The following is a 21,605-nucleotide window of genomic DNA, read 5'->3' on the forward strand; positions in this document are numbered from 1 at the left end:
ATAGTCTCTACGACCTCAAATCCGCTGCAAGAATGCCATCCTACAGCGAAAATCAGAGTTCTCGGACGGTCTGGGGGGGGGCGAATTTGGCTTAATCCCCCTTATTCCCGTCCGCTTATTGAACAGTTTGTTAAGCGTTTGGCAGAGCATGGCAACGGAATTGCATTGCTCTTCAATCGTTGTGACTCAAAGATGTTTCAAGATGTCATCTTTAAGAAAGCCACGGCAATGAAGTTTCTACGTAACCGGATTCGTTTCTTTCGCCCTGATGGAACACGTGGGGACAGCCCCGGTTGTGGAAGTGTTCTTATTGCATTTGGCCGGGAAAATGCCGAAATTTTAAGGAATTGCTCTTTACAAGGCAAATATGTTGAACTTAACAATGATAAATGATGAAAATCTTATATTTACTCATGCTCATTGCCGGTCTTTTATGGATCGGTGATTTCTCCATCACCTTAAAGCCCTTTTCTGTATCTTTACCATGCTGGTATAAAACCGTTGGCATACTTCTATTTTGGCTGTCAATGACTATATATGTTTTAGGCGAGCATACTAAAGGCTATAAAGAAGGATTTGATACTGGAGTTAAAAAGTGCATTGAGATACTTGATAGAAATTGCCACTCTAAAGAAATAAATAATGATGAAACGGTACAGAATCAATAAAACTACTACATTCGTAGAAGATAATCACAGCGGAAATAAAGAGAAATACCTCATTCCTGATTACAAAGTGCAAGTCAAATTTGCGTGGATTTGGATAACAGTTAAGTCCTTCCATGATGAAGATGAAGAATACGCAAAAAATTGTGCGAATGAACTTCTTGAAAAACTTAACGAAAAGATTTGATTATGATTGAATTACAAGGGAAATTCGGCAAAGATTGTAAAATATTTGCCAATACAATAGAAAATGAAGCTATCGGAACGATACAAAACATTTTGAATAATCCGGTTACGACTGGTGTTCCAGTTCGTGTTATGCCTGATACCCATCAAGGAGTAGATATAGTGATTGGATTCACTATGCCGGTTACAGATCGTGTCAATCCCAATCATATCGGAGTGGATATTGGTTGTGGAATGTTATGTGTAGAAATTGAAAACGCAATAACAAAAGATTCTTTTCCGGACATTAATCATGCAATCCGTTCCACCATACCTATGGGATTTGAGATTAACCAACAATCCTTATCCCAACAAGAAAGGGAGAATTTGTTTACCTTCTTATCTATCAGAATGGAACAGTTCTGCTCTAAATTCCAACTGGCAAAACCGGTTATTAGTGAGGAATATGTATCACAACTTTGTAAGAAGGTGGGAATAAATGAAACTACATTCTACAACTCTTTAGGTACATTGGGAGGTGGGAATCACTTTATAGAACTGGGGCGTGCTGAGTCAACCAATAATATATTTCTTACAATACACACCGGATCGCGAAACTTTGGTGTGAAGGTTTGCAAATACCATGCCGAAATAGCCAAATTTGACAAAAAAGCTTTTTCTAATGAAATTCAACGCTTGAAGTCCACTGTTGAACCACAATCCATGCAAGCTGAAATACAGCGTTTGAAGGAAAAATTTGCCGGGTATTCCGGGTATCTCACAAATGAAGCAATGCTTCACTATTTATGTGACATGGTGATTGCACAAGGATATGCCGCTTTCAACCGCAAGTTGATTATACAACGTATAATCAAAGCTTTGGGCTGGAACACTGCAATATCCGTTGAGACAGTCCATAACTATATCAGCTTTGATGATATGATAATCCGTAAAGGGGCTATTGCTGCATACGCCAATGATTATGTTGTGATTCCTATGAATATGGCAGACGGTATTCTTCTTTGTCGTGGTAAGGGAAACAAAGATTGGAATTATTCTGCACCCCACGGTGCCGGACGCTTATACTCCCGTTCCGAAGCTAAAGAAAGATTATCAATGGATGTATTCAAAGCCCAAATGAGCAATGTGTATTCTACTTCCGTATGTGAAGGGACATTGGATGAAAGTCCTATGGCATACAAAAATGTTCAGGAGATAAAAGAGCTTATAGAACCTACGGTAGAAATTGTTGATACAATTGTGCCCCTAATCAATATCAAAGCTGTATGATAGAAAAGACAGACTTCCCTTATACTCTTGGCGGCTATGTCGAACAGCAAAATTATAAAGGTTTCGACATAGCCGTTTCCATTCGCAGATACAAAGGAATATCAGCTTATGTCATTTCCTCGGAGAAAAGGCTGATCCGTGAAGAATCTGCCACCTTTGCCGACAAAGAAGACATGTTCCGTTGGGGACGAGAAGCGGTTGACCGGTATTTGGAACAGCAAGAACGTAGAAAAGAAGAGAATGCAGTCAAACGGGCAGACTATTATAAGAAGAAAGCTCGTGTGGCAGCATTGAAAGCCTTTAATGCCGCTATGTATTTCTCTGATATAAAGGACGGACTTTATGATAAGGCAAAAGGATTTTTTGAATATGAACTGGATAAGGAACATGCAAAGATCAGATGAAAACACTTGATATTATACAAGGCTTTTGCGATCATGTTTTTCGTGATAAAAAAGGAAACCGCATCTTTCCCAATATTTTTGTCGGGAAATGGGAAGCTGACTTATTGGAAGTTACCCGGTCACGCCTGACTTATGAATATGAAGTAAAAGTAAGCAGATGTGATTTCCATAAAGACAAAAAGAAAAGTGATAAATATGGCAAGAACAAGTTTGATGTTGTCACTTCCGGCCAACGTACCAATTATTTTTATTATATAGTACCGAAAGGTTTGATAAAGCCCGATGAAGTCCCTGATTTCTCCGGGCTTATTTATGCTTATGAAGGATCAGTGCAATGTTATTCTCTTGAAAAGGGAAGATATGCAGTAAAGAGAATTTTCTTTGAAGTAGCCAAACCTGCCCAAAAAGTTTCTGACATGAAAGCGGATGATAACTTCATTCGTAAACTCGACTTATCCATGTACTATCGCTATCACCAAATGAGAAGAGACAATTACAAAAACAAGGAATAATATGGAATTAAGATTAGACCCTGAAATACCGGTCACACGGGTTGTCAACGGGCATAATGTTTTCAATAAAGGCTATCACCACGGATTACGAGGAAAAACCTATGAAGAATACTATGGCAAAGAGAGAGCTGTTGAAATAAGAAAAAGACACAGCGAGGCTTTGAAAGGACATAGATATTGGTCTAATGGAAACGCCCATGCCTTTGCGTGTATCGCAATCACTCCCGAAGGCAAATGGTATAGATTCGAGTCAATAACCCAAGCTGCCCAAAAGTTAAATCTGAATTATGCCACAGTTCGCCGGTATATAAAACGAAAAATCAAACCCCAAAATGGCTGGCAATGGTTCTTGGAGAAAGATAATAACTGGATAAAACATATTGATGATGGAAAAGCTGAATGAAATCGCACAAAAAGCTTATGAATGTGCTGTAAGACGTGGAAAGATTGATCCCGACAATGATAGTAACAACAATCTCCACCGCGATCTGCTTGAAGAAGTTGCCGAAGTCTTTGAATGTACAGGTGAGAAATCTCCACATATTAAAGAGTATTTAGATGTAGAAGAAGAGCTGGCAGATGTAATCATTGTTGCCCTAAGCACACTACACCATTTCAAATGTGACATTGATTCACTCATTGAAGCCAAAATGAATTATAATAAAAATAGAATGGATTGATATGGGAACCGGACAATTAATAAAATTGATTGTTGAGGCGTTTGTGCTTATCTTTGCACTACCATGTGTCTATAAAGATTTCATGAACTTATGGAAAGAAAAATAAGTGATATAAAAGACAAAAAGTTGAAAGCTGAAAATATCACATTGGCAGCAATATATAACATATTGTTCACCAATGATATAGTTTGCTCCTTAATTGTAGAAATGTTAAGTGCATTACGCAAATCAGGGCTTTGTCGTTTCCGTGTAAAGCAGCAAGGAAATAAACTGGAACAGTTGATGCTTCAATATGAAAAGAAAATCAATAAAATAGCCGGAAACCGAGCTTTTTTCATGGCTGATGCCAACCAATATGTTGCAGATGAAGTACAACCTGATTTGCTTAAAATGGAATACTCCATTAAAATGGAGTTTGACAAATGCCGGATTGAGAATAGTGCCTTACTTGCCAAAGTAGAACTTGCAAGATGTATGGCAGAGCTTGCTTGCCTATCCCTTGACAAACGGATAGAAGAAGTCCGTCCATATAATAAAGAAGTAACCGGAATAACATATCTCCGGCTCACTGACACATTTAAAGTATTGGATGAACTTTCTGATATTTTATATAGGGGAGGGTATTGTAACCTCAATCAAAGCGATAATTGCAAAAGGGGTATGGCTATCATACAACGAAAACTTACTGATTGTGATATTATCAGCAGCGCAATCAATGAGTCAGACAAGTTAAATCCTGCTGATAAAGACGGATAAAAATGGCAAAATATCGTATAGGAATATCCGAAAGTTTATTGGGAGATTCTTGCTATTAATGTCAGATCAAAAGGTTTGGCATTTGGTGAAATGATGAAAGTTTCGGTACCAAAGAACGAATTTTAGATTATGTTTGTAAACTTAAAAAAACGGACATATAGTGTTTAACTATTTATAAACTGATTATGAAATTAGAAGGAAGAATCATCGTGGCACAACCGATACAATCGGGTGTATCAAAGAATGGCAATAACTGGCAGAGACAAGACTTTGTTTTGGAAATTCCCGGCCAATACCCTAAGAAAGTTGCCTTTTCAGTAATGAATAGTAATATTCAGAATTTTGGATTGGCCGTTGGGCAAGATGTTGATATTGAAATAGATATTAATGCGAATGAATGGCAGGGAAGATGGTTTAACTCCATTACTTGCTGGAAAGCAACACTCCGTAATCCGGGACAGTCTGCCGCGCCACAACAGCCCCAAACTTATTATCAGGGAGCATCATCCACCACGGCACCCTCACAAAACATGCCTCAACCACCAGTGGATTTCGGGGAACAAAAAGACGATTTGCCTTTCTAAAAAAGGAGAAGGGAGCCGAAATGCCCCCTTCTTTTTATTAATGTTCCACTTTTACGATTTCATTATAAACTATTCTGCTTCGTGGGTTATAATTGACTATTGTTTGTTTATATCCCTTTGTACCCCATCTCCACCATAGGAACTTGTGTTTATATATCCGGCTTATCGCGCTTGAAAGACTGTCTCTCACTTCATAGGTAAATGTGCTATCAGGAATATTTGCATAAAAATCCACCCATTTATCTGAATAATTGAAACTGCTGTCTTTCAGAACAAATACAATACTGTCTTTAGTGACAACTTTTGTGGTTGTGATATATTCGACTTCTTTAGGACGCAGATTCAAATCTTTTATCAGTTTTGCATCCGCACTCCGCAGCTCTTTCAATTCTTCAATGTTAAGCCGCAAAACATGGTTTTCAACCACATTTAGACTATCCCTAATCTTATATTCTTCAAGTCCAGTACAGAGACTTTTCATATTATCTGAAAGTCGGGCACTTTCCATTTTCTCCTCCTGCCACAACCGGTACATCGAAAAGGTTGCCGCAAGGAGTAACACCCAAATTACTCCTATACCTATCTTCCACCTCATAATCAATCTGTATATACATTTTTACCAACTTCTGCAATAACCACCCATGCACCATTACAGAACCCATATATCTTACCGTCATTCGCCGGCATTTCAGGTATTGTGTTAAGCTTTGTCTCATTGGCAGTGGCTTTGCTAAGAGCACTTTGAGCTGTACTTTTTGCTGCATCAGCCGTTGTTTGTGCGGTCACAGCCTTTCCATCCGTAACAGCCAACATTCCGGTCAGAGTTTTTTCATTGGTTACTCCTGCAAGGAAGGTTTCAATTTCATTGAAGGTATCAATGGCCGTAGTCGCATCAACAGTGCCAACCAGTTCATCCAATGCTGTTTTCACTGCATTTATGGACTGTTCCAGTTGGGATTCTGCCAATTGAGCACGTCCGCTTTCTGCCAAAATATCCGATTTATTCGCATAGCTGCCACTATCAGAACTCTCCAAAAATGAAGATGAAATAGGAAGTTCATTACATCCTACCATAACATACTGTCCGGCTATCAACCCGTCAACATTTATATCACAGAACTCTCCGACACTAAGTGCTGTTTTGTAAGGTACATAATCCTTTCCATTAGAACTTTTATACACAACAACTCTATTGTTTGCTGCATCTCCAAAATTGATGCTGATTGCAAATTTCCCAGTAGATAACTGTACCGGTTGGCTTTCGTACCAACCCTCTTCTTTAAGAGTAAAATTCAATTTTGCCATATCTTCTATATGTCGTTTATATGTTTGTTTCCTATATCAACTCCCAGCCTTTCCTTACCTCATCCATATTTGCAGGAACGCCATTCTCAACATAACTCATTGCAGCTACCACCGCAATAAGTTGTTCCCGGTTGTTTCTGTTCAGAACTGTATGACGAGATATGCCCGAACGTTTTTCGACTGTGGCAATATACACGTCAGTATTGTTTTCACATGGCGGTGCCCATCGCATAATAACATCTTCAAGTTCATTGGCCGTACCATCTTTGTCAGTATCATACTTATTAAGAATATAAGTTTGAAGGGTTTTAAAAGCAGCACGATAACCGTATGCCATAGTTTTAAACTGAAAGAAGCTTTTATCTGTCTGTGTTACAGACAATCCCTGCCATTTCGTATTATTTCTTCGTATATTTAATGGATTATTATTCCGTAGTCCCCGTGTCATTTTTATCCTCCTTTTCTTTTTGTGTTTCAAACAATATTTGTGCGGCCAGTCGTGCTATATCGTCCTTATTCTCAATGATTATACTCATGGTCTTTTCCGCTTTCCGAAGCTCGGCCTTTTCCCATGATTTCTCACGTACCGATTTGAACTCACAGAAAACGCAATAAACCGCCCATAACATAGCGAATACTGGAAATGGAATGACGATGCAACATATAAGGTCAATCATAACCAGTGTCAGAAACGGATTAAAATATTTCTTCGCTTTTGTCGCTGTCATTTTGTACTTCTTCGAGGTACGAAGTTCCCCACGCTGTTTGGCCTTCTGAATCCCCGAAATAAAATCTATCCCCATTGCGATTATGATAGCTGTCATACTTACCGCTATCAAAACCAAATGTAAAAACAAATGGTCGTGAATGAATGTTTCAATAATGTCGTTCATATCCTTTTGTGTTTGCGTTTATTATTTTTATTCCAATAGTAATTTGTTGATAGCATCAATAAAGGCTGGGGAACATAAACTTGCGTATTCCTTAATCATATTACACTCTTCATCGTTATACTCAATTTCTCCATTGGAGTTGAATATTTTAAATGCGAGGGCATGAGCCTCTATTCCCCTGCCAAGTTGATAAATGATATTGGCAAAATCCTTCTTGTAGTTCTCAACGGAACATCTCGTCTTATCAATATCAACAAATATCTCAATTCTTTCAAAATTTATCCTTTTCATAATCACTTCCAATCATTATCATTTGAAGCACCGAACATCAGTCCTCTTCCCAACCAGTCAGAGTTCGGTGACGGATACATAAAATCCACCAACTGCATACAATGGTGCATGGAACCGCCATTCAATGTTTGCTTTGTTCCATTCGCATATATCTGAACATTATTATAATTGTCATTTGCATTAACCACGAATATCCTTTGGGTGACGGCAAGACTCAAAAGATAACGGTAGGTTACATTCGATGTTATTCTAAATATAACCGTATCAACTGGAAAACCCGAAGTTTCACCGTTATAATCGTATCTTGGCGAATAGCAAGGAACTGTATAATAAGTTTCGTTAGCAGAGGAAGTCCCGGAAGTCAAAGGTATATAAGTACCGGTTTTATCAGCACCTTTTGTGTACACATAGGCATAGGAGCCGTAAACTACCATAATGCTTCTTTCCCTTGCGCCAAACACGCCTCTACACCATAAGTCAGAAGTGTAGAAACGTAATGACCGGTTATCCTTAGTACCTTGATGATACATATCACCATCAAACCACATTCTTCCATCACTTCCAAAGCTGATTCCTCCAACCGCATCACCAGCAGCATTCACGCAATTCAACCTTGTAAAAGAGCCTGATACACCTTTCAATGTACCTTCAAAAGTGCTGTCACCTGAAATAACCGCACCAGCCGCATAGAGTTTCCCTGCTATACTCACCTTATATGGCGCATCAGTCGGTGTTGTAGCTCCAACCCATAACGGATAGTCACCACCAACAAGACCTGCTGCAACCGTTTTATTATCGCCCTTCATTATCAAAAGCTGATTACCCTGCATGAACCGTAGAATAGCATTTTGAGCCATGATAAGCGGAGTGTACACTGGCACCAAAGAATTAAACTTCTGCCAATAAGTTGTATTTGTCACCGGAATGGAATCACTGGACGTATGAGTTTTCAGACATTTATACGCATTAAACGTATTAGCACCGGTAGTCACAATTGCAATATCCAAGTACCGGGTACCGGAAGTCAAAGCCTCGTCATTGCGATACTCTATGCCTTTAGCCCATTCGGATTGCCGGAGAATACAGCCTTGCAGCCCGTTTTTCCCCGGTTCCCCATTAGTACCGTCAATTCCATTTTTGGCCTTTCTTCGTATTAATATATGCCCTTGCGCCTCCATACCGGATTACTTCAATTTTGCTAATACTTCTTTTGCGATCTCCTTAGCCTTGATACGATAACTCTGATAATCAGTGTATTCTTTCAGATATTCGGCACGCTTACCTTCGTCAAGTTCCGAAGCCATATCACGTGCCATTTCCAAGTTGGCGAAAATGGCATCACGTTTATTCGCATCATAACGTTCCATGATAATGGCACTTACAATACTGTCATAATCATGTTCCCCTTCAACATCCACGTTTTCACAGACATACTGGTCTTCAACCACCACATCTTCCGAACCGGCCTTTTGAACAGCTTCTCTTCTCTCAAAGTCGAAGTAAATGCGTAGCAACGCACCTTCAACTACAAATTCAATACCAGTCGGCAGTTCTCCTACAAGAGTTCCATAACTTTTCATAAATTACCTCCATTTTTATAATTATTCTTCAAAATAATAAGCACTCTTCCCGTCACCTAACGAACGCCGCTTGACAATCACATTTTCCACTGGAAAAATCTTCTGACCGTTATTCTCCGCTTCGCGAGCCTGATCCAACACATCTTTCAGATTGTAACAGTTCGTTATGAATTTGCTACGTTGTCCGTTCTGTTCAAAAAGAACACAATATCTACCTTCACCTTGCTTTGTCTTCACATTCGTTTCAAAGTCCACCACTGTTATAGGGACATTGAGAATATCCATCAATCTTGTCTCTTTTACATCGAAGAACTTCTTTCCGTCCTTTGTTCTACCACTCTGTTTGATACCTTTATCTGCAAAACTCATATCATTATTTGTTATTGTTCTCCATAAATTCTTACAATCTCCCCACTTACACCAGCCCCAGTATGAAGCTCGTATCTCGCGGTTACGTTTCCGGCTTTTTATTCGTTTCACCTTTCGGGCAAAGTTCTTTTTCATATTTTTACGCATCCGAACATTATCTTTCGTGAAGCAATAGCCCAAAAAGTTAATCCTTCTTCCTCTTACTACGTTTTCGCTTTCTATGCTTTTTGTTCCCATTTTTTGTTTCTGTTCCTATCGGAGCAATACAACTGTTTGCTTTAACTACCAACCCAACTTTTGCACTTTCCCGTTCATACGCACGAATAAGAAACAACGCTTCGGCCTTAGAACGAGCCAGCATAACATTATCATCGCAATATCTATGCAGGCATTTGACACGATATTTCTCCTTCATTGTATGATCTATCCGGCTTGCCGCAAAATTCCCGATAGGTTGGCTTGTAAATGCTCCAATCGGAACACCTCTTCTTCCGTTCAACTTCATTCTCCAATACGTCAACTAACTCTGTTCCGCTGTCATACGATAAAACAGCTATCTCGATCAATTTAATAAATCGTTCATCTTTGAATTTCCTTCTCAATGCAGCAACAATAAGCTCATGAAGAATACTTTGATAGAACTTTTTGAAATCAGTCTTTACGAACCATTTGTATTCCGGGTACCGGTGAAGAAAACGTTTCATTCTCCTTACTCCAAAATGTAATCCCTTTCCCTTGATACACGCACTTGTATCATAAATCAAATTTCTATAAACATCTTCTTCAATCACCCTCATAATTGCATGGTGCAATATACGCCACGGGAAATATTTCTGTTTGACAATATCTCGAACCTTTCCTGCATCACTTTTTACTCTCATTACGCTATAATCCGGTGCCGGAAAATCCAATGTCAGGATCATCAACTGCAAAGCTCGGAGGTCTTCTTCCGGGTGTAGATTATGCCGCCTGATAAAGCGGTTTTTCTTAACCTTCCCATCTTGTGCTTCTTTGTCCGCTTCACGTAAATTATTTATCTCTGCTATACGTTCAAGAATATACCCGGCTCTTTTAGATTTCTTTCCACCGTTTGCTTCTATCCGTTTATTGTCAGCCTCTATCCTTTCCGCTATAATTCTATCAATTTCATTATGCGATAGACTCTTCCAATCAATATCACTTCTTCCAATATTCACTGCTGCTTTGTTTTAAAATTTACACCATACTTCCAATTTTGTCTTGTTCAGACTATTTTAATTATTCCGATAACTGCAAGCTGTTTTTACTTGCTTGAATAATTCGCCCGGAGCTTTCGAGAACCAACCTACTAACACCGCTTGTTGCCTTTCGCAAATTGGGCAACCTTTCCGCATTCTTGATTTTCTGACATCGTAACCAATTGATTACTACGTTGCAACGATATAAATCCTGCAAGGTCATGGCTCGGAGAACTCGCAGATTACTCTACGATAAATAAGTATGGCGAGAGCCGATATTCGCATTCGAGTTCGACCAATCGTTATTCGAGTTCGCATAAGCGAGGCCGCAATTCGCACCGTTATTCGCATTACCGCCCCAAAGAACCAGCTCTTGTTCCCCTCTGCCAACCGTCCACGCCTTTCGGCTTTCGTCCCGTTATCCGTTGCCGTAAAACGAGAAGGTGGACGGGTTTTAATTAATTGAAATTCAAAGAACTAATATTTCAAAATCTATTATGCAGCCATCAAAGATGCACCGCTAACAAATGTTAAATTCCCAAAATACGCAAGGCGAGAGCCGATAGTCGCATTCGAGTTCGACCAATCGTTATCCGAGTCCGCATAAGCGAGGCCGCAAGCCGCACCGCTATACGCAGAACCGCCCCAAAGAACCAGCTGCCCAGTAGTGTTTGCCCATGAATAATCAGCCCAATAAGAAGTGCTGTTTCCACCAATCTTTTTCGGGAAAATATCAAAATGCTCCCCAAGAATTATTTCCTGCACTTGACCGGAAGCTGTCTGACGGGTAGCTTGTCTGTATTCACCATTTGGATGCGCAGCTAATTCAGCAGTAGTCGGTAAACGGTTTCCTTTGTAAATGAAAATTTCCGTTCCACTTTGAGCACTATTGTTGGAACTACCGCAAAATACTCCTTGCAGAAATTCCCACTGCCACCCATAAGGATCTTCTATACCCATCATGTTCACCCGTGAACAATCCACTCCAGTATTACTTCCATTCACCACAGAAATAGCTATTTTGCCCCAATTGTCACCGAGACTCTTTGTTGCGCCAGTTTGCAATGCTGCCGCAGCAGCCCACAAGTCTTTACTGGAGCTACCACCCACACCATAACCAAGTTTGGCTTGAATATTGGTATCTCCGTACTGGGACAGCCCCAACATCATAATAAGCTTTCTCTGATCGTAATCGGTCAGTCCCCATTCCTTACCGTTCACTTGTGCAGCATTCCAAAATGCGTTGATTGTCTTGCTGCCTGCCGGTGCAACTCCTGAACGTGAAACAAGTGCGCTACCTGACATGGAGCCTTTGTATGCACCGATACAGTTATACATTCCACCATTTGCCCCACCAATAAACTCACCGCCAATAGGTAGCATCGAGAGCCATAAGACTGGTACACCACTTACACTGTCAGTCTGTACACGATAATACAAACGTGGCCCTATCCACATCACATGCCCTTTGGTTTCATCCACCGCAGTACCATCAGCAAACACCGCACTATTGGTAGGGGACATTTTAGCAGCCCTTCCATCATTCGTTACGAGATAACGGCCACAATACAACTTGTATTCTGTCCATGCGGCTGTATTACCTATCACACCATAGTTCGTGCTACTTTGGGTTGATTGTTTGATTGGAATCCCCCAAGCCACCTGCCTCAACATTTGTTCGTCACCATTATTAATAGCATTCATGAAGTTTTCCACGGTAATGCGTCTGACACTACCACCAACTTCCACCAATACTGTATTGGAACGCAGAATGGAGGTCACCAATGTTTCATTTCCTAATCCTTTAGTTGCCATAATATTATTTTGTTTTTATGTTAATTAAAATGACATTCTGCCAAAACATCAACATCATATTGAGTCCCGTTTCTGTCAGTTTCCGTTGTTGTTACAGATATAGAATTTGTTGTAGAATGTTTCAAACTCTTCCAGTTTTCCTTATCCATCACATCCATAGTCCACGATGCGGAAGTAGGAGTATAAGTTGATCCAGTAGTCATATTTACAATCTTGGCACTTACAGTAACGGGCTGTCCGGTATCAACCTCTTTGTTAGAAGAAGTTATATAACACACAATCTGAAATTCATCTGCTGTGTCAACAATGCGTACCCCAGCACGTGCTATCGGCTGTGAAGCACTTGAAGACTGATAAACTTCCGCTATGAACAATTGAGTACCATCCACATCACCACGGGTAACAGTTATGCTCTTTTGTCCGTTCTTATCAGTCCAAACCGCCGTGTCCTTATACCATTTTATATAGTAATCGGTAATAGCATTAGCACCGGCATACAGTTTTGTAGTCAGAGTACAACTTGTTACTTTACTTGTTAGCTGCTCGGTACTTGCAAGAATAGCAAGATAATAAGAACTGGCTCCCATGTTCTGAATGGCAATAGGCAGTTCCCCAGTCAAATTATACTCAACACCTGCCGTAGAAGCGACACATGAATAAGTCAATGTATCTCCTGCAATATTCGTTTTGCTTGCCAAGTTTCCGACAATTTTAATGGCACCGGTACTGGCATTCAAAGAGAATTTGCCCGTACTGTCTTTTTTCCAACCTCCACTTTCCGCACCGTTAAAATTTAAAGCCACTCCATTATAAGCCCAACTATGGCCTGACAAACTGACCGCCAACCCACGTGCCGAAGTTACTTTGGGTGTCCGTACCGGCTGATTCGCAGCTATACTCCAATCAGGAGAGACAGCCCCACTTTCTTCATCTACGGCCTGAAACAATGGAATGCCATTATTTTCAAAAGTCAGCATCAGGCTGTCATTGGAACGAAGACGTTTAATCGTGATGCTATTTTGGGCACTATAATTTTCTGCCATATTCCCAACCTCCTTCTGATATAATTTGATTCATGCTTGTATTAGTATAAACAATACCGTCCAACAACAGTATTCTATCTTCCAGTTCTCCATCAAGAGAAGGCAGGCACATTACCTCCTTTTCATTCAAGATGATGGATTCTCCCTTTACCAAGTGCCCCAACAACAGAACCCCGGCATCCAAAGCCTTTTCCTTATTTGCTACAACATACCTCATATCAATTATTTATATATATGTTCCCGTTACTGTCCGTATATTCATTTGTCCCATCAGTCAATACAGAGAAAGCCTTTTTTTGCTCGGCCTTAATGTACACGTCCAACCAATCGTCAAGATAAGTTTCACCAATACCGGTTCCATCCAACATTATCACAGTTTTTTCCCCTTCCTGCCATTGTACCCCGGTCTTATTTGCACTGTCCGTAAACCATACCATGCGGATAATCGGTGCCGGTATCGGCACAATTTCGCCATTCCACTGTACCATAGCTATATTCCTATGCAGGATTTCATCAGGATTGATGGAAGCCTGACTTGCCGGTATGCACGTAAATTTTGGATAAACACGATTGACGGAGAATTGCTGTCTTGCAACCTCCTTTCCACCAACCTTCACCAACAGCAAGTAATCCCCCTTCTCGACCAAACGCAAGTCCATTGTCAGGCTGGTTAAGGACAAAGCCACTATTTCATGGTTTGCGGTAGTCAGCATTGTTTGACTTGATATGCTGTTCACCTGATAAAGTTCAATTGTATATCCGGTAGTTATTTTATTCACTCCCTTTGTTACCATAAGTGGAATGGTGCGCTCGTATGAATTTTCATCCAAAGCTGCATTCCTATTGGCCGTAGATGCGGAAATCAAATTGTTGGCTACCTTGTAATCATACAACAAAAGCTTGTCAAGAAATGGATTGTACTGGATTATCTGACTATCCCCAATAGACAAACCGTAGGTATCTTCACTCTTATCTACCGTTGTCAACATGATAGAGTCAGTCTTAACGGGAATATTCACCCCAAGCCGGGTATCAGCTATCAGACCTTCAAAATACAACTCAAAACTTTCACCCGGAGCCACATTTCTGCTTATGGTAATGGCACCGCGTGTATCTCCAACCGTATCTATACTGTACTTCCCATTCCATGAACTGATTGCAGAAATATTCTCTCCATTAGCAAACCAGTTCATTTCTGCCAACAAAGAATTAACATAAGGCATATCCCAGCTACCGTCAGCGGCATTCGCTATGACTTCCGGTAAAATCACCAGCGGAGTACCCCCACGGTCAGGATCATATTCATTTGCCACCGGATTATAGACCTGATTGGCCGGACTGTTCGGTGTCATTATCTTCAAGCTTACTGCAATCGTAAGCGGTTGAAACTCTTTTCTGATTCTTTTCTTTTCACTCTCTATCATATCGTCACAATTGCTTCTACTGATGCAGTATCATTTGTTGCCGTTATGGTAAACAAGGTACTTACCACTGTTACTGAATTATTTCCTAAATCACTAATTTCCTTTGTGTTATGTATCGTTATTGAACCGTTGAAATCTTTATGCTTGATATTCCAAGCTTCATCATCGGCGGTATCTCCACTATCCCTTCGGATAGCCCATTGTCTAACTGTGTCTGTAATATCCTCCCAACCTTTAAAGACCTTGCAAGTAATTTCCATTGATTCACCATAAGCAAGAAAATTGTCACCTTGCGTATCAATCTCAATGCGTACTGGTGCATCTATCTGTAACTGTTCGATTGTGCCGGTCATATAAATGTTATTCAGATAAGCGGAATAACCGGTCATATCCAACCCGAAGATGTTGAGATTGCTCAAATCCCCATCCTGCATTGCAACCATACTCTTTGTAAACTCCCAGTCATTTACCCCTACCAAGAAACGGCGGTATGTCCTCGTCTCATAAGCGGAAGTCTGGCGTTCCTTGTTTGTAAAGTTGCCATAAGCGACAAAATGCAAAGCCTCACACGGATGGAAAGAATATTGCCAACGATCAGAAACACCACGAAGCACATAGCGAAACCTTTTGTTTGTTCCGGCATCCAATATTTCTGTAATACGAAAATAGATTGTACAGAAACCGGCAAACATACGGTTGCCACGGCTATCATCTATATCAGATACCGCATTATTCCCCGGCGTTTCATAGTCATGGAAATACCCCATGCAAATATCATCCACAGCCACAGCACCTATTTCACCGTCTTGTAATTTCAAACTTATTGTCCCGGAACGTAGCAAGTTACCATCAGCATCATAATCAGGCTCAACACTCTCTATAATTCCAGCACCGGGAGAACGCCATTTGTCACCAAGCACAATTTCAGCACGGTTAAAACGCAATTCCGGCACCTCTAAAAACCTGCGTAACGTGAGGCTTTCCATATACCCACGTCCCATGCTGTCTATTTTCGCCCCAAAGCCGGTCAAACCCTCTGCAAAACCGCTTGCACCAAAGATAGCACCGGCTAAGAAGCCGATAAGCCCAGCTGCCGTATCATTGTGGGTGCGCGAAAGAAAAAGCTGATTGCCCAGTGAACGGATGATAGACTGTATCTGTTGGGTATTCAAGCCACCGGTTCCCTGCCCACCACCTGCAATAGAGTCTATCTGATTTTGGATTTTTTCAAGCGATCCAACAGCCTTTTCCTCCCGAAGTGTCATAGTGTACTTCGGTATCATATTTTCTCCCTCTTTGATAATAAGGGTATCAATAATGATGCTGCCTTCAATACCAAGATCGCTATCAGTGAATAGCATCAAGTCCCCTTCTTTCAAAGTATCATGTATGCTTGCTTCCCCCCTTGCAACAGCCTCATCATGTTGGCGTGCCATGAAAATATCATCCACCTTCGGTTCATACGAATAGCGCACATAGTCATTCTTTGCAAGATATTTTTTCGCGGTAGCAAGCAACCGTTGTGAAGCGGCCTGAATATAAACGTCCGGCATATCAATATAAAGCAGGACAAACTTGTCACCGGACTTTATATTGTAATCCTTGTATGGGAAATATAATTTCAGACTTTCATCATATACACGGTTACAAGTCAGCACATATTTATTGCCCTTCTTCTCACATTTGGTTATTTCAAAATCCCGGCCACCACACATGCCGTTTTTCATGCTAATGGTGGCTGTTTCAGAAGTTAGGTAATCGTTTATATTGAAACCAACATCTTTTAGCGTTATTGTAAAAGGTGGGACATCTTCACCTTCTTTCAGGCTATCCATTGTACCATCATCTGTCAGTTGTTCGGCATCAGCCACTTCGTCAAGATTGCCATTATCCCCGGCATCCAACGATACATAAATACCTGCATCTTTCAACTGTTCGGCGGTCATACCTTCCATTGAAGGACATATTTCTTCCAAATCACCGGTACCGTCAAAATAAACACTCCCTTCCCGAATGCCAAGCACAGCAATATTCTTGCTGTCAATATATGGATCAAGCGTTGTCTTAGGAAAATCAGGTAACATCAGATTTTCCACGGCCATGTTATTCGGCAAATAATTGGTAAGAGAACTGTTTGAGAGCTTATTATAATACCGGTTAGGCATATTTCTTGTACTACCGTATGCACGCAATCGCGTAATAATCTGTTGATCCGCATCGGCTGTACGTTGAATTTCGTACAAACCGTTTCCACGTCCATACTTGAAAATATTGCCCACAGCAATACCGGCAGTACCGATTGTTATTGTTCGGCCACGAATAACAAAGTTCGCACCAAATTTTGAATTGAGCAACTCCAATGCGCCCCATACCTTTATATTGTTCACATCAATGTTTACATTGGTAGTGCTCACATATTCAGGGTGTACGACAACCGTCCATTTTTGTGCTCCGGTATATATACGGTCAAGATTTACTTGAACACGGTCTGCCAAATCTTGTATAGACGAAGCGAAGAAACTGAACTTTGGCAAAGAAGTGAAGTGTATCTGATTATCACTTTTCACATAATCAAGAAAATCACATCGCGTCAATTCATCTCCCGGCCAGTTAAACTTTATGTTATCATAAACAAACGCTTCTCCCGAAGTTTTTCTTGCCGCCTTTTTTAATGCCGTAGGATCATAGTTTATCTCAAACTTCTCGCCACGGTACATAACATAGTCACCTATCTCAAAAAGAATGGGCACGGCACTTTTCAGAGTGCTTGTCACAAAACATGCACCCATCCATGTACCATTATACTCCAAACTTTTCAGCGTACAACGTACCGTATTGCCAGTTTTATCATAAACCTTCCATGCCATACAGCTATACTTTTTCAACCAATGCAACTATCTTTGTCGGTTCCGCAACACTATACGAGGGGATTATTTGAGTTCGAGGATCAGTTACTCTAAATTTTACCGGGAAGGTCAAGACTTCATCCATATTGGACTTGTTAAATTCAAAATCTCCAACCTCCAGCAAGTAAAGTCCTTGTCGCCCGATACCCGTGTGCGAGTTATATATTTTCAAAGTGGCACCGTCACCATTCTCTCCCGTAAGATAGTTTTGAAAGGCCATAATTTTATCGTATGCAGTACCCAAATCCCCCTTATAGCACATCTCGGCCTCCAAGTCGTATGCTTTTAATGGTAGCTTGTCGGGTATGTAAGTATCTTCACCGTCTTCATCCGACCAATCCCGTTTGGGTAAATCTTTCGTTTCCCCACCCGGCTTGAACGGAAATTCAGTGCACACAATTCCAAAATGCACCAAGCTGTCTTTGACCGGAGCATTCTCGGTAGTTTTCTGCATCAAAATAGAATACGGTTCGTTCATATCCACATATTAAAAAAGAGCTTGCCGCAGAGATATTTAGTCTCCACAACAAGCTCTATGGCCTTATATTTTAATCTTATTTCAACGCAAATATAATTGTATTTTCTATATAATCATAGAAAATAATACCATAAAAGCATTTTTTAGTAGATTATTATACTCAACCCTAACTTGCTTCCACGTGTATGTTGAAAAACATAAAAAATATCATTTGTCATAATTTTATTTATTAATACTTTTGTATTTAATTATAAAAGAGGTTATTATATGTTAGGAGTTTTAGTTTGGATAGTAGTGATTCTTCTGATCTGCTTTAGTGTTACTGGGTGGCATTGGATTATATTTTATGTAGTCATACTACCATTTTCAACATTGCTATTTTTCTTCTATGTCGATTTTCCCGAAAATCGTTTTAATATAAAAAGATTCAAGAATGACATAAAATATTTATTAAATAAATTACATAAGAAATGAAAAAAAATATATTATTCTTTTTGCTTTATACTATTATGTGTTTTACTTCCTATTCGCAGAACAAACAGATTAGTTATTCATCTGTAAATGGGCTTGTAACTTACGACAATGGTTCAGGTACGAAAGCCGATATTGGTGCAAAATTATATATTATACCATGTAAATATTTCAAACAAGATATTGAATTAAAAAATGACTCTATACAAATGGGGTATGAATCTTTGTTACAATACATCAAATGGAAAGAACTTGTTGGGCAAGAACAAGCAATAGCCAAATTAAAAGAATATGACTTTTACATTTCCGCTGAAGAACAAATTAGGAGAGAAGGTGAATTAGCTATATGTTTGGTTGATATTCTCAAATCAAATAAAGTAAAATATAGTTGTACGATTGACAATACGGGAAAATATAAAACTACAATCCCTTATGGTAATTATTATTTTATATTTAAATCCGCAAATAAAAGCGTAGATAAGTCTATACTTAATGGTCGTGGAACATATAATATTTATAAAATCAAATTATATTCTAAATATAAAGATATTAGTACGTCTTTTAACGCTGACTACCATTAAATATTGAGCTAACATAATCTGGCTAATGTTTTCGCGTATAAATTATAATTAGGCTGGCTCCAAAGTCAGCCCAATTTTATTTTGTGCATTTTGCCACTCTTAGCCAAAAGTATTCAGCTTTCGAGATATTTGTTAAGCGCATCTCTCAATTTACGAATTTCATCATTTGAAAATACTATTTCGGATATTTCATCTTCACATGCGCAATCGCACATTGAAATAAGCATACCTTTTATGCCACCTCCCTTTTCTATTTTAGCATCTTTTGAGAACATTTCTATCGGGAGAAACTCGACTACCCCTCCGCTGTCAAAACTTACCGAAGCCGCAGCGTTTTTCTTTTCCCATTCCTCCACCTCACTACATGACATATAAGCCGTTTGACAATTTTCTAATTCTGGCTTCTTTTGCTCTATCATATCTAAATAGAACTGTATAGCCATTAAACCTTTCTCTGTTACCGTATTGTCTTTTGCAATAAGACCATTTACTTTGAATGTTTCTACAACGCATTCTTTGTTGCTCATAAATTCTACTAATTCCATATTGATTTATTATTTATAGTGGATAAAATTTGTATTTTCTTGCTGTAATTGGAACACGGCAGGATAGTTCCTTTTTGAATATTGTTTTCTAAGGTATGATATTAAATTATCGAAGTTGGTAATGAATCCCTCGTTGATTAAATCAGCCACCTTCTTTTCAAGCTGCCACAGTTCGCGTTGTTTGCTTTCATCACCCTGCTTGTTGCGAAGCATTTTCTCATGTGAGTTAAACACAACCCAATTCAATGCTTCCCCAACCTTTTGCATTGCTTTCGGCATAAACTCTTTAGGAACTATCTTCTGAACGGCAGAGCCAAGTTCTTTGTAAGCATCCCCGGCATCGTTTCGATAGCGAATCATTTCATCGTACACAAACCGTAATACTTTGACTTCAAAAGCCGGATTTATCCACATAGCAAATTTGATAAACAGAAGCGGATTCATCCAAACTTTATCGGGTGTTTTGCCTTCTTTCGTATTTCTACCCTTAACTTTTATAAGTAGTTGATTTTCACCAATGAGCATTTTTGCTCTATGGCTTTCATCCTCTGCAAGAGCTTTCAAAAACTCTGATGTATTATCAGATTCTAAGAATTTACTCATTTGCCTTCTCGGATTCCCTTCTACATTATTCCACTGCCGAAGCAATTCAGTTCCGTCAAAATAACCATCACTCGTGCGCTGAACCACAGAAAAACTATCAATGTATCGCACCATTTCTTGATTTGTTTTCATATTATAAATTTAGATTTTACTTAACAAAGATTTCTCCCTTTTACGGGAAAGTTCACGCTTGTTTTCTTCAAGTTCTTCCCAACGATTAATAATTTTGGCTCGTAAGTTTGCATCATAACCACTTGCGAGAAGCAAGCAGTCTTTTTTAGTGAGAAGATAATAAGGGTCTTTTCTTTCTGCGTTATTCCCTAACTTTGTGATTTTGAACATCAATTCAAAATTGAATTTATGTTTTTCTTCCAGTTGTTCAAGGATATTGCGAATATCTCGCATTACATTTGAATGAGTTTTGCCCGTAATTTCTGCAATCTGCAAGGAAGTCATTGTTCTTTTTTTACCTTTTCCCTCATCAATAGGTATTAACTGATTAAAATTTTCCATATCTTTGCACTATAAAGTTAATGTTTTCCCCATCAGCGGCTCGGACATCTCCGCTTTTGGGGAATTATTTTGTCCGATCTTGTAGTAGGCAGGGAATCGAACCCCAATACGCCATTACTCGTACCTACTGAACCCTCCTTAATATAATAGTCACGCTTGACATAATAATAAAGAGAAAGGGCAAATCTCAATGAAGCCTAATGTGGTTGCCTGCCTCAAAGAGAATGCCCTATAATATTTTACTCCAGTTCATGACAACCACGAAATGAACCTAACAGCATTGTTTCCGACACAAATATAAAAACGATATTTTCACCATACAACAGACTAAAAATCAAGAAAATAAATTCGGTAAACATCAGTAACAAACGGTAAGAATCGGTAAATAAAAACAGTTACATTTACTCTAAAATTTAGACACAATATAAATAATGCGCGTATCTACCGTATTGTGATGAGATGTTGGTTGTCATTTATGATACCGTTCAAATAATTTTCAAATATAAAAGGCTGTA

General features: G+C 39.5%; 29 protein-coding genes. 11 read left to right on the forward strand and 18 right to left on the reverse strand.

Going from position 1 to position 21,605, the window contains the following annotated elements; all coding sequences use genetic code 11:
• The first annotated feature begins 24 nt into the window (after window positions 1–24).
• The 10 genes from NSB03_RS03965 (at window position 25) to NSB03_RS04010 (ending at window position 5,056) form a co-directional block, all read left to right on the forward strand.
• The gene (locus NSB03_RS03965; RefSeq protein WP_257466245.1) at window positions 25–393 is read left to right on the forward strand and encodes a DNA N-6-adenine-methyltransferase; all 369 of its coding nucleotides are present in this window, start codon (window positions 25–27) and stop codon (window positions 391–393) included.
• On the forward strand, window positions 393–668 hold the full coding sequence (locus tag NSB03_RS03970) for a hypothetical protein (RefSeq protein ID WP_007854390.1): 276 nt from the start codon (window positions 393–395) through the stop codon (window positions 666–668). Before NSB03_RS03965 ends, NSB03_RS03970 begins: the two co-directional genes overlap by 1 nt.
• Window positions 643–852: a hypothetical protein gene (locus NSB03_RS03975; RefSeq protein WP_004326728.1), complete on the forward strand. Its 210-nt coding sequence runs from the start codon at window positions 643–645 to the stop codon at window positions 850–852. Before NSB03_RS03970 ends, NSB03_RS03975 begins: the two co-directional genes overlap by 26 nt.
• 2 nt (window positions 853–854) lie before the next feature.
• Complete coding sequence (locus tag NSB03_RS03980) at window positions 855–2,120, forward strand: RtcB family protein (protein ID WP_008673397.1); 1,266 nt, start codon at window positions 855–857, stop codon at window positions 2,118–2,120.
• Window positions 2,117–2,524 (forward strand): hypothetical protein, encoded by a 408-nt coding sequence (locus tag NSB03_RS03985; protein WP_004326730.1) that lies wholly within the window; start codon window positions 2,117–2,119, stop codon window positions 2,522–2,524. The genes NSB03_RS03980 and NSB03_RS03985 overlap by 4 nt, the downstream gene beginning before the upstream one ends.
• Complete coding sequence (locus tag NSB03_RS03990; RefSeq protein WP_007854373.1) at window positions 2,521–3,036, forward strand: hypothetical protein; 516 nt, start codon at window positions 2,521–2,523, stop codon at window positions 3,034–3,036. Before NSB03_RS03985 ends, NSB03_RS03990 begins: the two co-directional genes overlap by 4 nt.
• A gap of 1 nt (window position 3,037) precedes the next feature.
• Window positions 3,038–3,439 carry a hypothetical protein gene (locus NSB03_RS03995; protein ID WP_007854369.1) on the forward strand — a complete coding sequence of 134 codons (402 nt, stop codon included), beginning with the start codon at window positions 3,038–3,040 and terminating at the stop codon, window positions 3,437–3,439.
• On the forward strand, window positions 3,423–3,716 hold the full coding sequence (locus NSB03_RS04000) for a nucleoside triphosphate pyrophosphohydrolase family protein (protein ID WP_007854367.1): 294 nt from the start codon (window positions 3,423–3,425) through the stop codon (window positions 3,714–3,716). The genes NSB03_RS03995 and NSB03_RS04000 overlap by 17 nt, the downstream gene beginning before the upstream one ends.
• A gap of 90 nt (window positions 3,717–3,806) precedes the next feature.
• Window positions 3,807–4,472 (forward strand): hypothetical protein, encoded by a 666-nt coding sequence (locus NSB03_RS04005; protein ID WP_024987267.1) that lies wholly within the window; start codon window positions 3,807–3,809, stop codon window positions 4,470–4,472.
• Between the two features lie 185 nt (window positions 4,473–4,657).
• The gene (locus NSB03_RS04010) at window positions 4,658–5,056 is read left to right on the forward strand and encodes a DUF3127 domain-containing protein (RefSeq protein WP_007854364.1); all 399 of its coding nucleotides are present in this window, start codon (window positions 4,658–4,660) and stop codon (window positions 5,054–5,056) included.
• A 37-nt stretch (window positions 5,057–5,093) separates the two neighbouring features.
• On the opposite strand, the gene NSB03_RS04015 is transcribed toward NSB03_RS04010, so the two are convergent.
• From NSB03_RS04015 to NSB03_RS04085, 15 genes are all read right to left on the reverse strand, one after another.
• Window positions 5,094–5,651, reverse strand: coding sequence for a DUF6549 family protein (locus NSB03_RS04015; RefSeq protein WP_008673404.1), 558 nt, complete (start codon window positions 5,649–5,651; stop codon window positions 5,094–5,096).
• Between the two features lie 2 nt (window positions 5,652–5,653).
• On the reverse strand, window positions 5,654–6,361 hold the full coding sequence (locus NSB03_RS04020) for a hypothetical protein (RefSeq protein ID WP_007854362.1): 708 nt from the start codon (window positions 6,359–6,361) through the stop codon (window positions 5,654–5,656).
• A 31-nt stretch (window positions 6,362–6,392) separates the two neighbouring features.
• Complete coding sequence (locus tag NSB03_RS04025; protein ID WP_007854361.1) at window positions 6,393–6,809, reverse strand: hypothetical protein; 417 nt, start codon at window positions 6,807–6,809, stop codon at window positions 6,393–6,395.
• The gene (locus NSB03_RS04030) at window positions 6,787–7,254 is read right to left on the reverse strand and encodes a hypothetical protein (RefSeq protein WP_005794369.1); all 468 of its coding nucleotides are present in this window, start codon (window positions 7,252–7,254) and stop codon (window positions 6,787–6,789) included. The genes NSB03_RS04025 and NSB03_RS04030 overlap by 23 nt, the downstream gene beginning before the upstream one ends.
• 27 nt (window positions 7,255–7,281) lie before the next feature.
• Entirely contained in the window at window positions 7,282–7,545 is a 264-nt protein-coding gene (locus tag NSB03_RS04035) for a hypothetical protein (RefSeq protein ID WP_004326738.1), read from the reverse strand.
• Window positions 7,546–7,547: 2 nt separating this feature from the next.
• Complete coding sequence (locus NSB03_RS04040) at window positions 7,548–8,723, reverse strand: hypothetical protein (protein WP_004326739.1); 1,176 nt, start codon at window positions 8,721–8,723, stop codon at window positions 7,548–7,550.
• A gap of 6 nt (window positions 8,724–8,729) precedes the next feature.
• Window positions 8,730–9,125 carry a hypothetical protein gene (locus NSB03_RS04045; RefSeq protein WP_005794372.1) on the reverse strand — a complete coding sequence of 132 codons (396 nt, stop codon included), beginning with the start codon at window positions 9,123–9,125 and terminating at the stop codon, window positions 8,730–8,732.
• Between the two features lie 21 nt (window positions 9,126–9,146).
• Window positions 9,147–9,629, reverse strand: coding sequence for a DUF8468 domain-containing protein (locus NSB03_RS04050; protein ID WP_224205385.1), 483 nt, complete (start codon window positions 9,627–9,629; stop codon window positions 9,147–9,149).
• Between the two features lie 245 nt (window positions 9,630–9,874).
• Window positions 9,875–10,690, reverse strand: a complete 816-nt coding sequence (locus NSB03_RS04055) for an RNA-dependent RNA polymerase family protein (RefSeq protein WP_005794376.1) — start codon at window positions 10,688–10,690, stop codon at window positions 9,875–9,877.
• 516 nt (window positions 10,691–11,206) lie between these two features.
• Window positions 11,207–12,526: a hypothetical protein gene (locus NSB03_RS04060; RefSeq protein WP_257466233.1), complete on the reverse strand. Its 1,320-nt coding sequence runs from the start codon at window positions 12,524–12,526 to the stop codon at window positions 11,207–11,209.
• 20 nt (window positions 12,527–12,546) lie between these two features.
• On the reverse strand, window positions 12,547–13,569 hold the full coding sequence (locus NSB03_RS04065) for a hypothetical protein (RefSeq protein WP_008775827.1): 1,023 nt from the start codon (window positions 13,567–13,569) through the stop codon (window positions 12,547–12,549).
• Window positions 13,553–13,786: a hypothetical protein gene (locus tag NSB03_RS04070; protein WP_005794383.1), complete on the reverse strand. Its 234-nt coding sequence runs from the start codon at window positions 13,784–13,786 to the stop codon at window positions 13,553–13,555. The genes NSB03_RS04065 and NSB03_RS04070 overlap by 17 nt, the downstream gene beginning before the upstream one ends.
• 1 nt (window position 13,787) lies before the next feature.
• Complete coding sequence (locus NSB03_RS04075) at window positions 13,788–14,993, reverse strand: hypothetical protein (RefSeq protein ID WP_008775828.1); 1,206 nt, start codon at window positions 14,991–14,993, stop codon at window positions 13,788–13,790.
• On the reverse strand, window positions 14,990–17,860 hold the full coding sequence (locus NSB03_RS04080; protein ID WP_005794390.1) for a hypothetical protein: 2,871 nt from the start codon (window positions 17,858–17,860) through the stop codon (window positions 14,990–14,992). The genes NSB03_RS04075 and NSB03_RS04080 overlap by 4 nt, the downstream gene beginning before the upstream one ends.
• A gap of 4 nt (window positions 17,861–17,864) precedes the next feature.
• Complete coding sequence (locus NSB03_RS04085) at window positions 17,865–18,377, reverse strand: hypothetical protein (protein ID WP_024987266.1); 513 nt, start codon at window positions 18,375–18,377, stop codon at window positions 17,865–17,867.
• A 470-nt stretch (window positions 18,378–18,847) separates the two neighbouring features.
• On the opposite strand from NSB03_RS04085, the gene NSB03_RS04090 reads away from it, so the two are divergent.
• On the forward strand, window positions 18,848–19,429 hold the full coding sequence (locus tag NSB03_RS04090; protein WP_005794395.1) for a hypothetical protein: 582 nt from the start codon (window positions 18,848–18,850) through the stop codon (window positions 19,427–19,429).
• A 113-nt stretch (window positions 19,430–19,542) separates the two neighbouring features.
• Here NSB03_RS04090 and NSB03_RS04095 read toward each other — a convergent pair whose 3' ends face one another.
• The 3 genes from NSB03_RS04095 to NSB03_RS04105 are packed head-to-tail and all read right to left on the reverse strand — an operon-like array spanning window position 19,543 to window position 21,033.
• Window positions 19,543–19,974, reverse strand: a complete 432-nt coding sequence (locus NSB03_RS04095; protein WP_024987265.1) for a hypothetical protein — start codon at window positions 19,972–19,974, stop codon at window positions 19,543–19,545.
• 9 nt (window positions 19,975–19,983) lie between these two features.
• Window positions 19,984–20,709, reverse strand: coding sequence for a KilA-N domain-containing protein (locus NSB03_RS04100; RefSeq protein ID WP_004326766.1), 726 nt, complete (start codon window positions 20,707–20,709; stop codon window positions 19,984–19,986).
• 9 nt (window positions 20,710–20,718) lie between these two features.
• A complete protein-coding gene (locus tag NSB03_RS04105; RefSeq protein WP_004326767.1) occupies window positions 20,719–21,033 on the reverse strand; it encodes a Rha family transcriptional regulator in 315 nt (104 codons plus the stop codon).
• Between the last annotated feature and the right edge of the window lie 572 nt (window positions 21,034–21,605).

The organism is Bacteroides acidifaciens (assembly GCF_024623065.1).
Lineage (GTDB): Bacteria > Bacteroidota > Bacteroidia > Bacteroidales > Bacteroidaceae > Bacteroides > Bacteroides acidifaciens.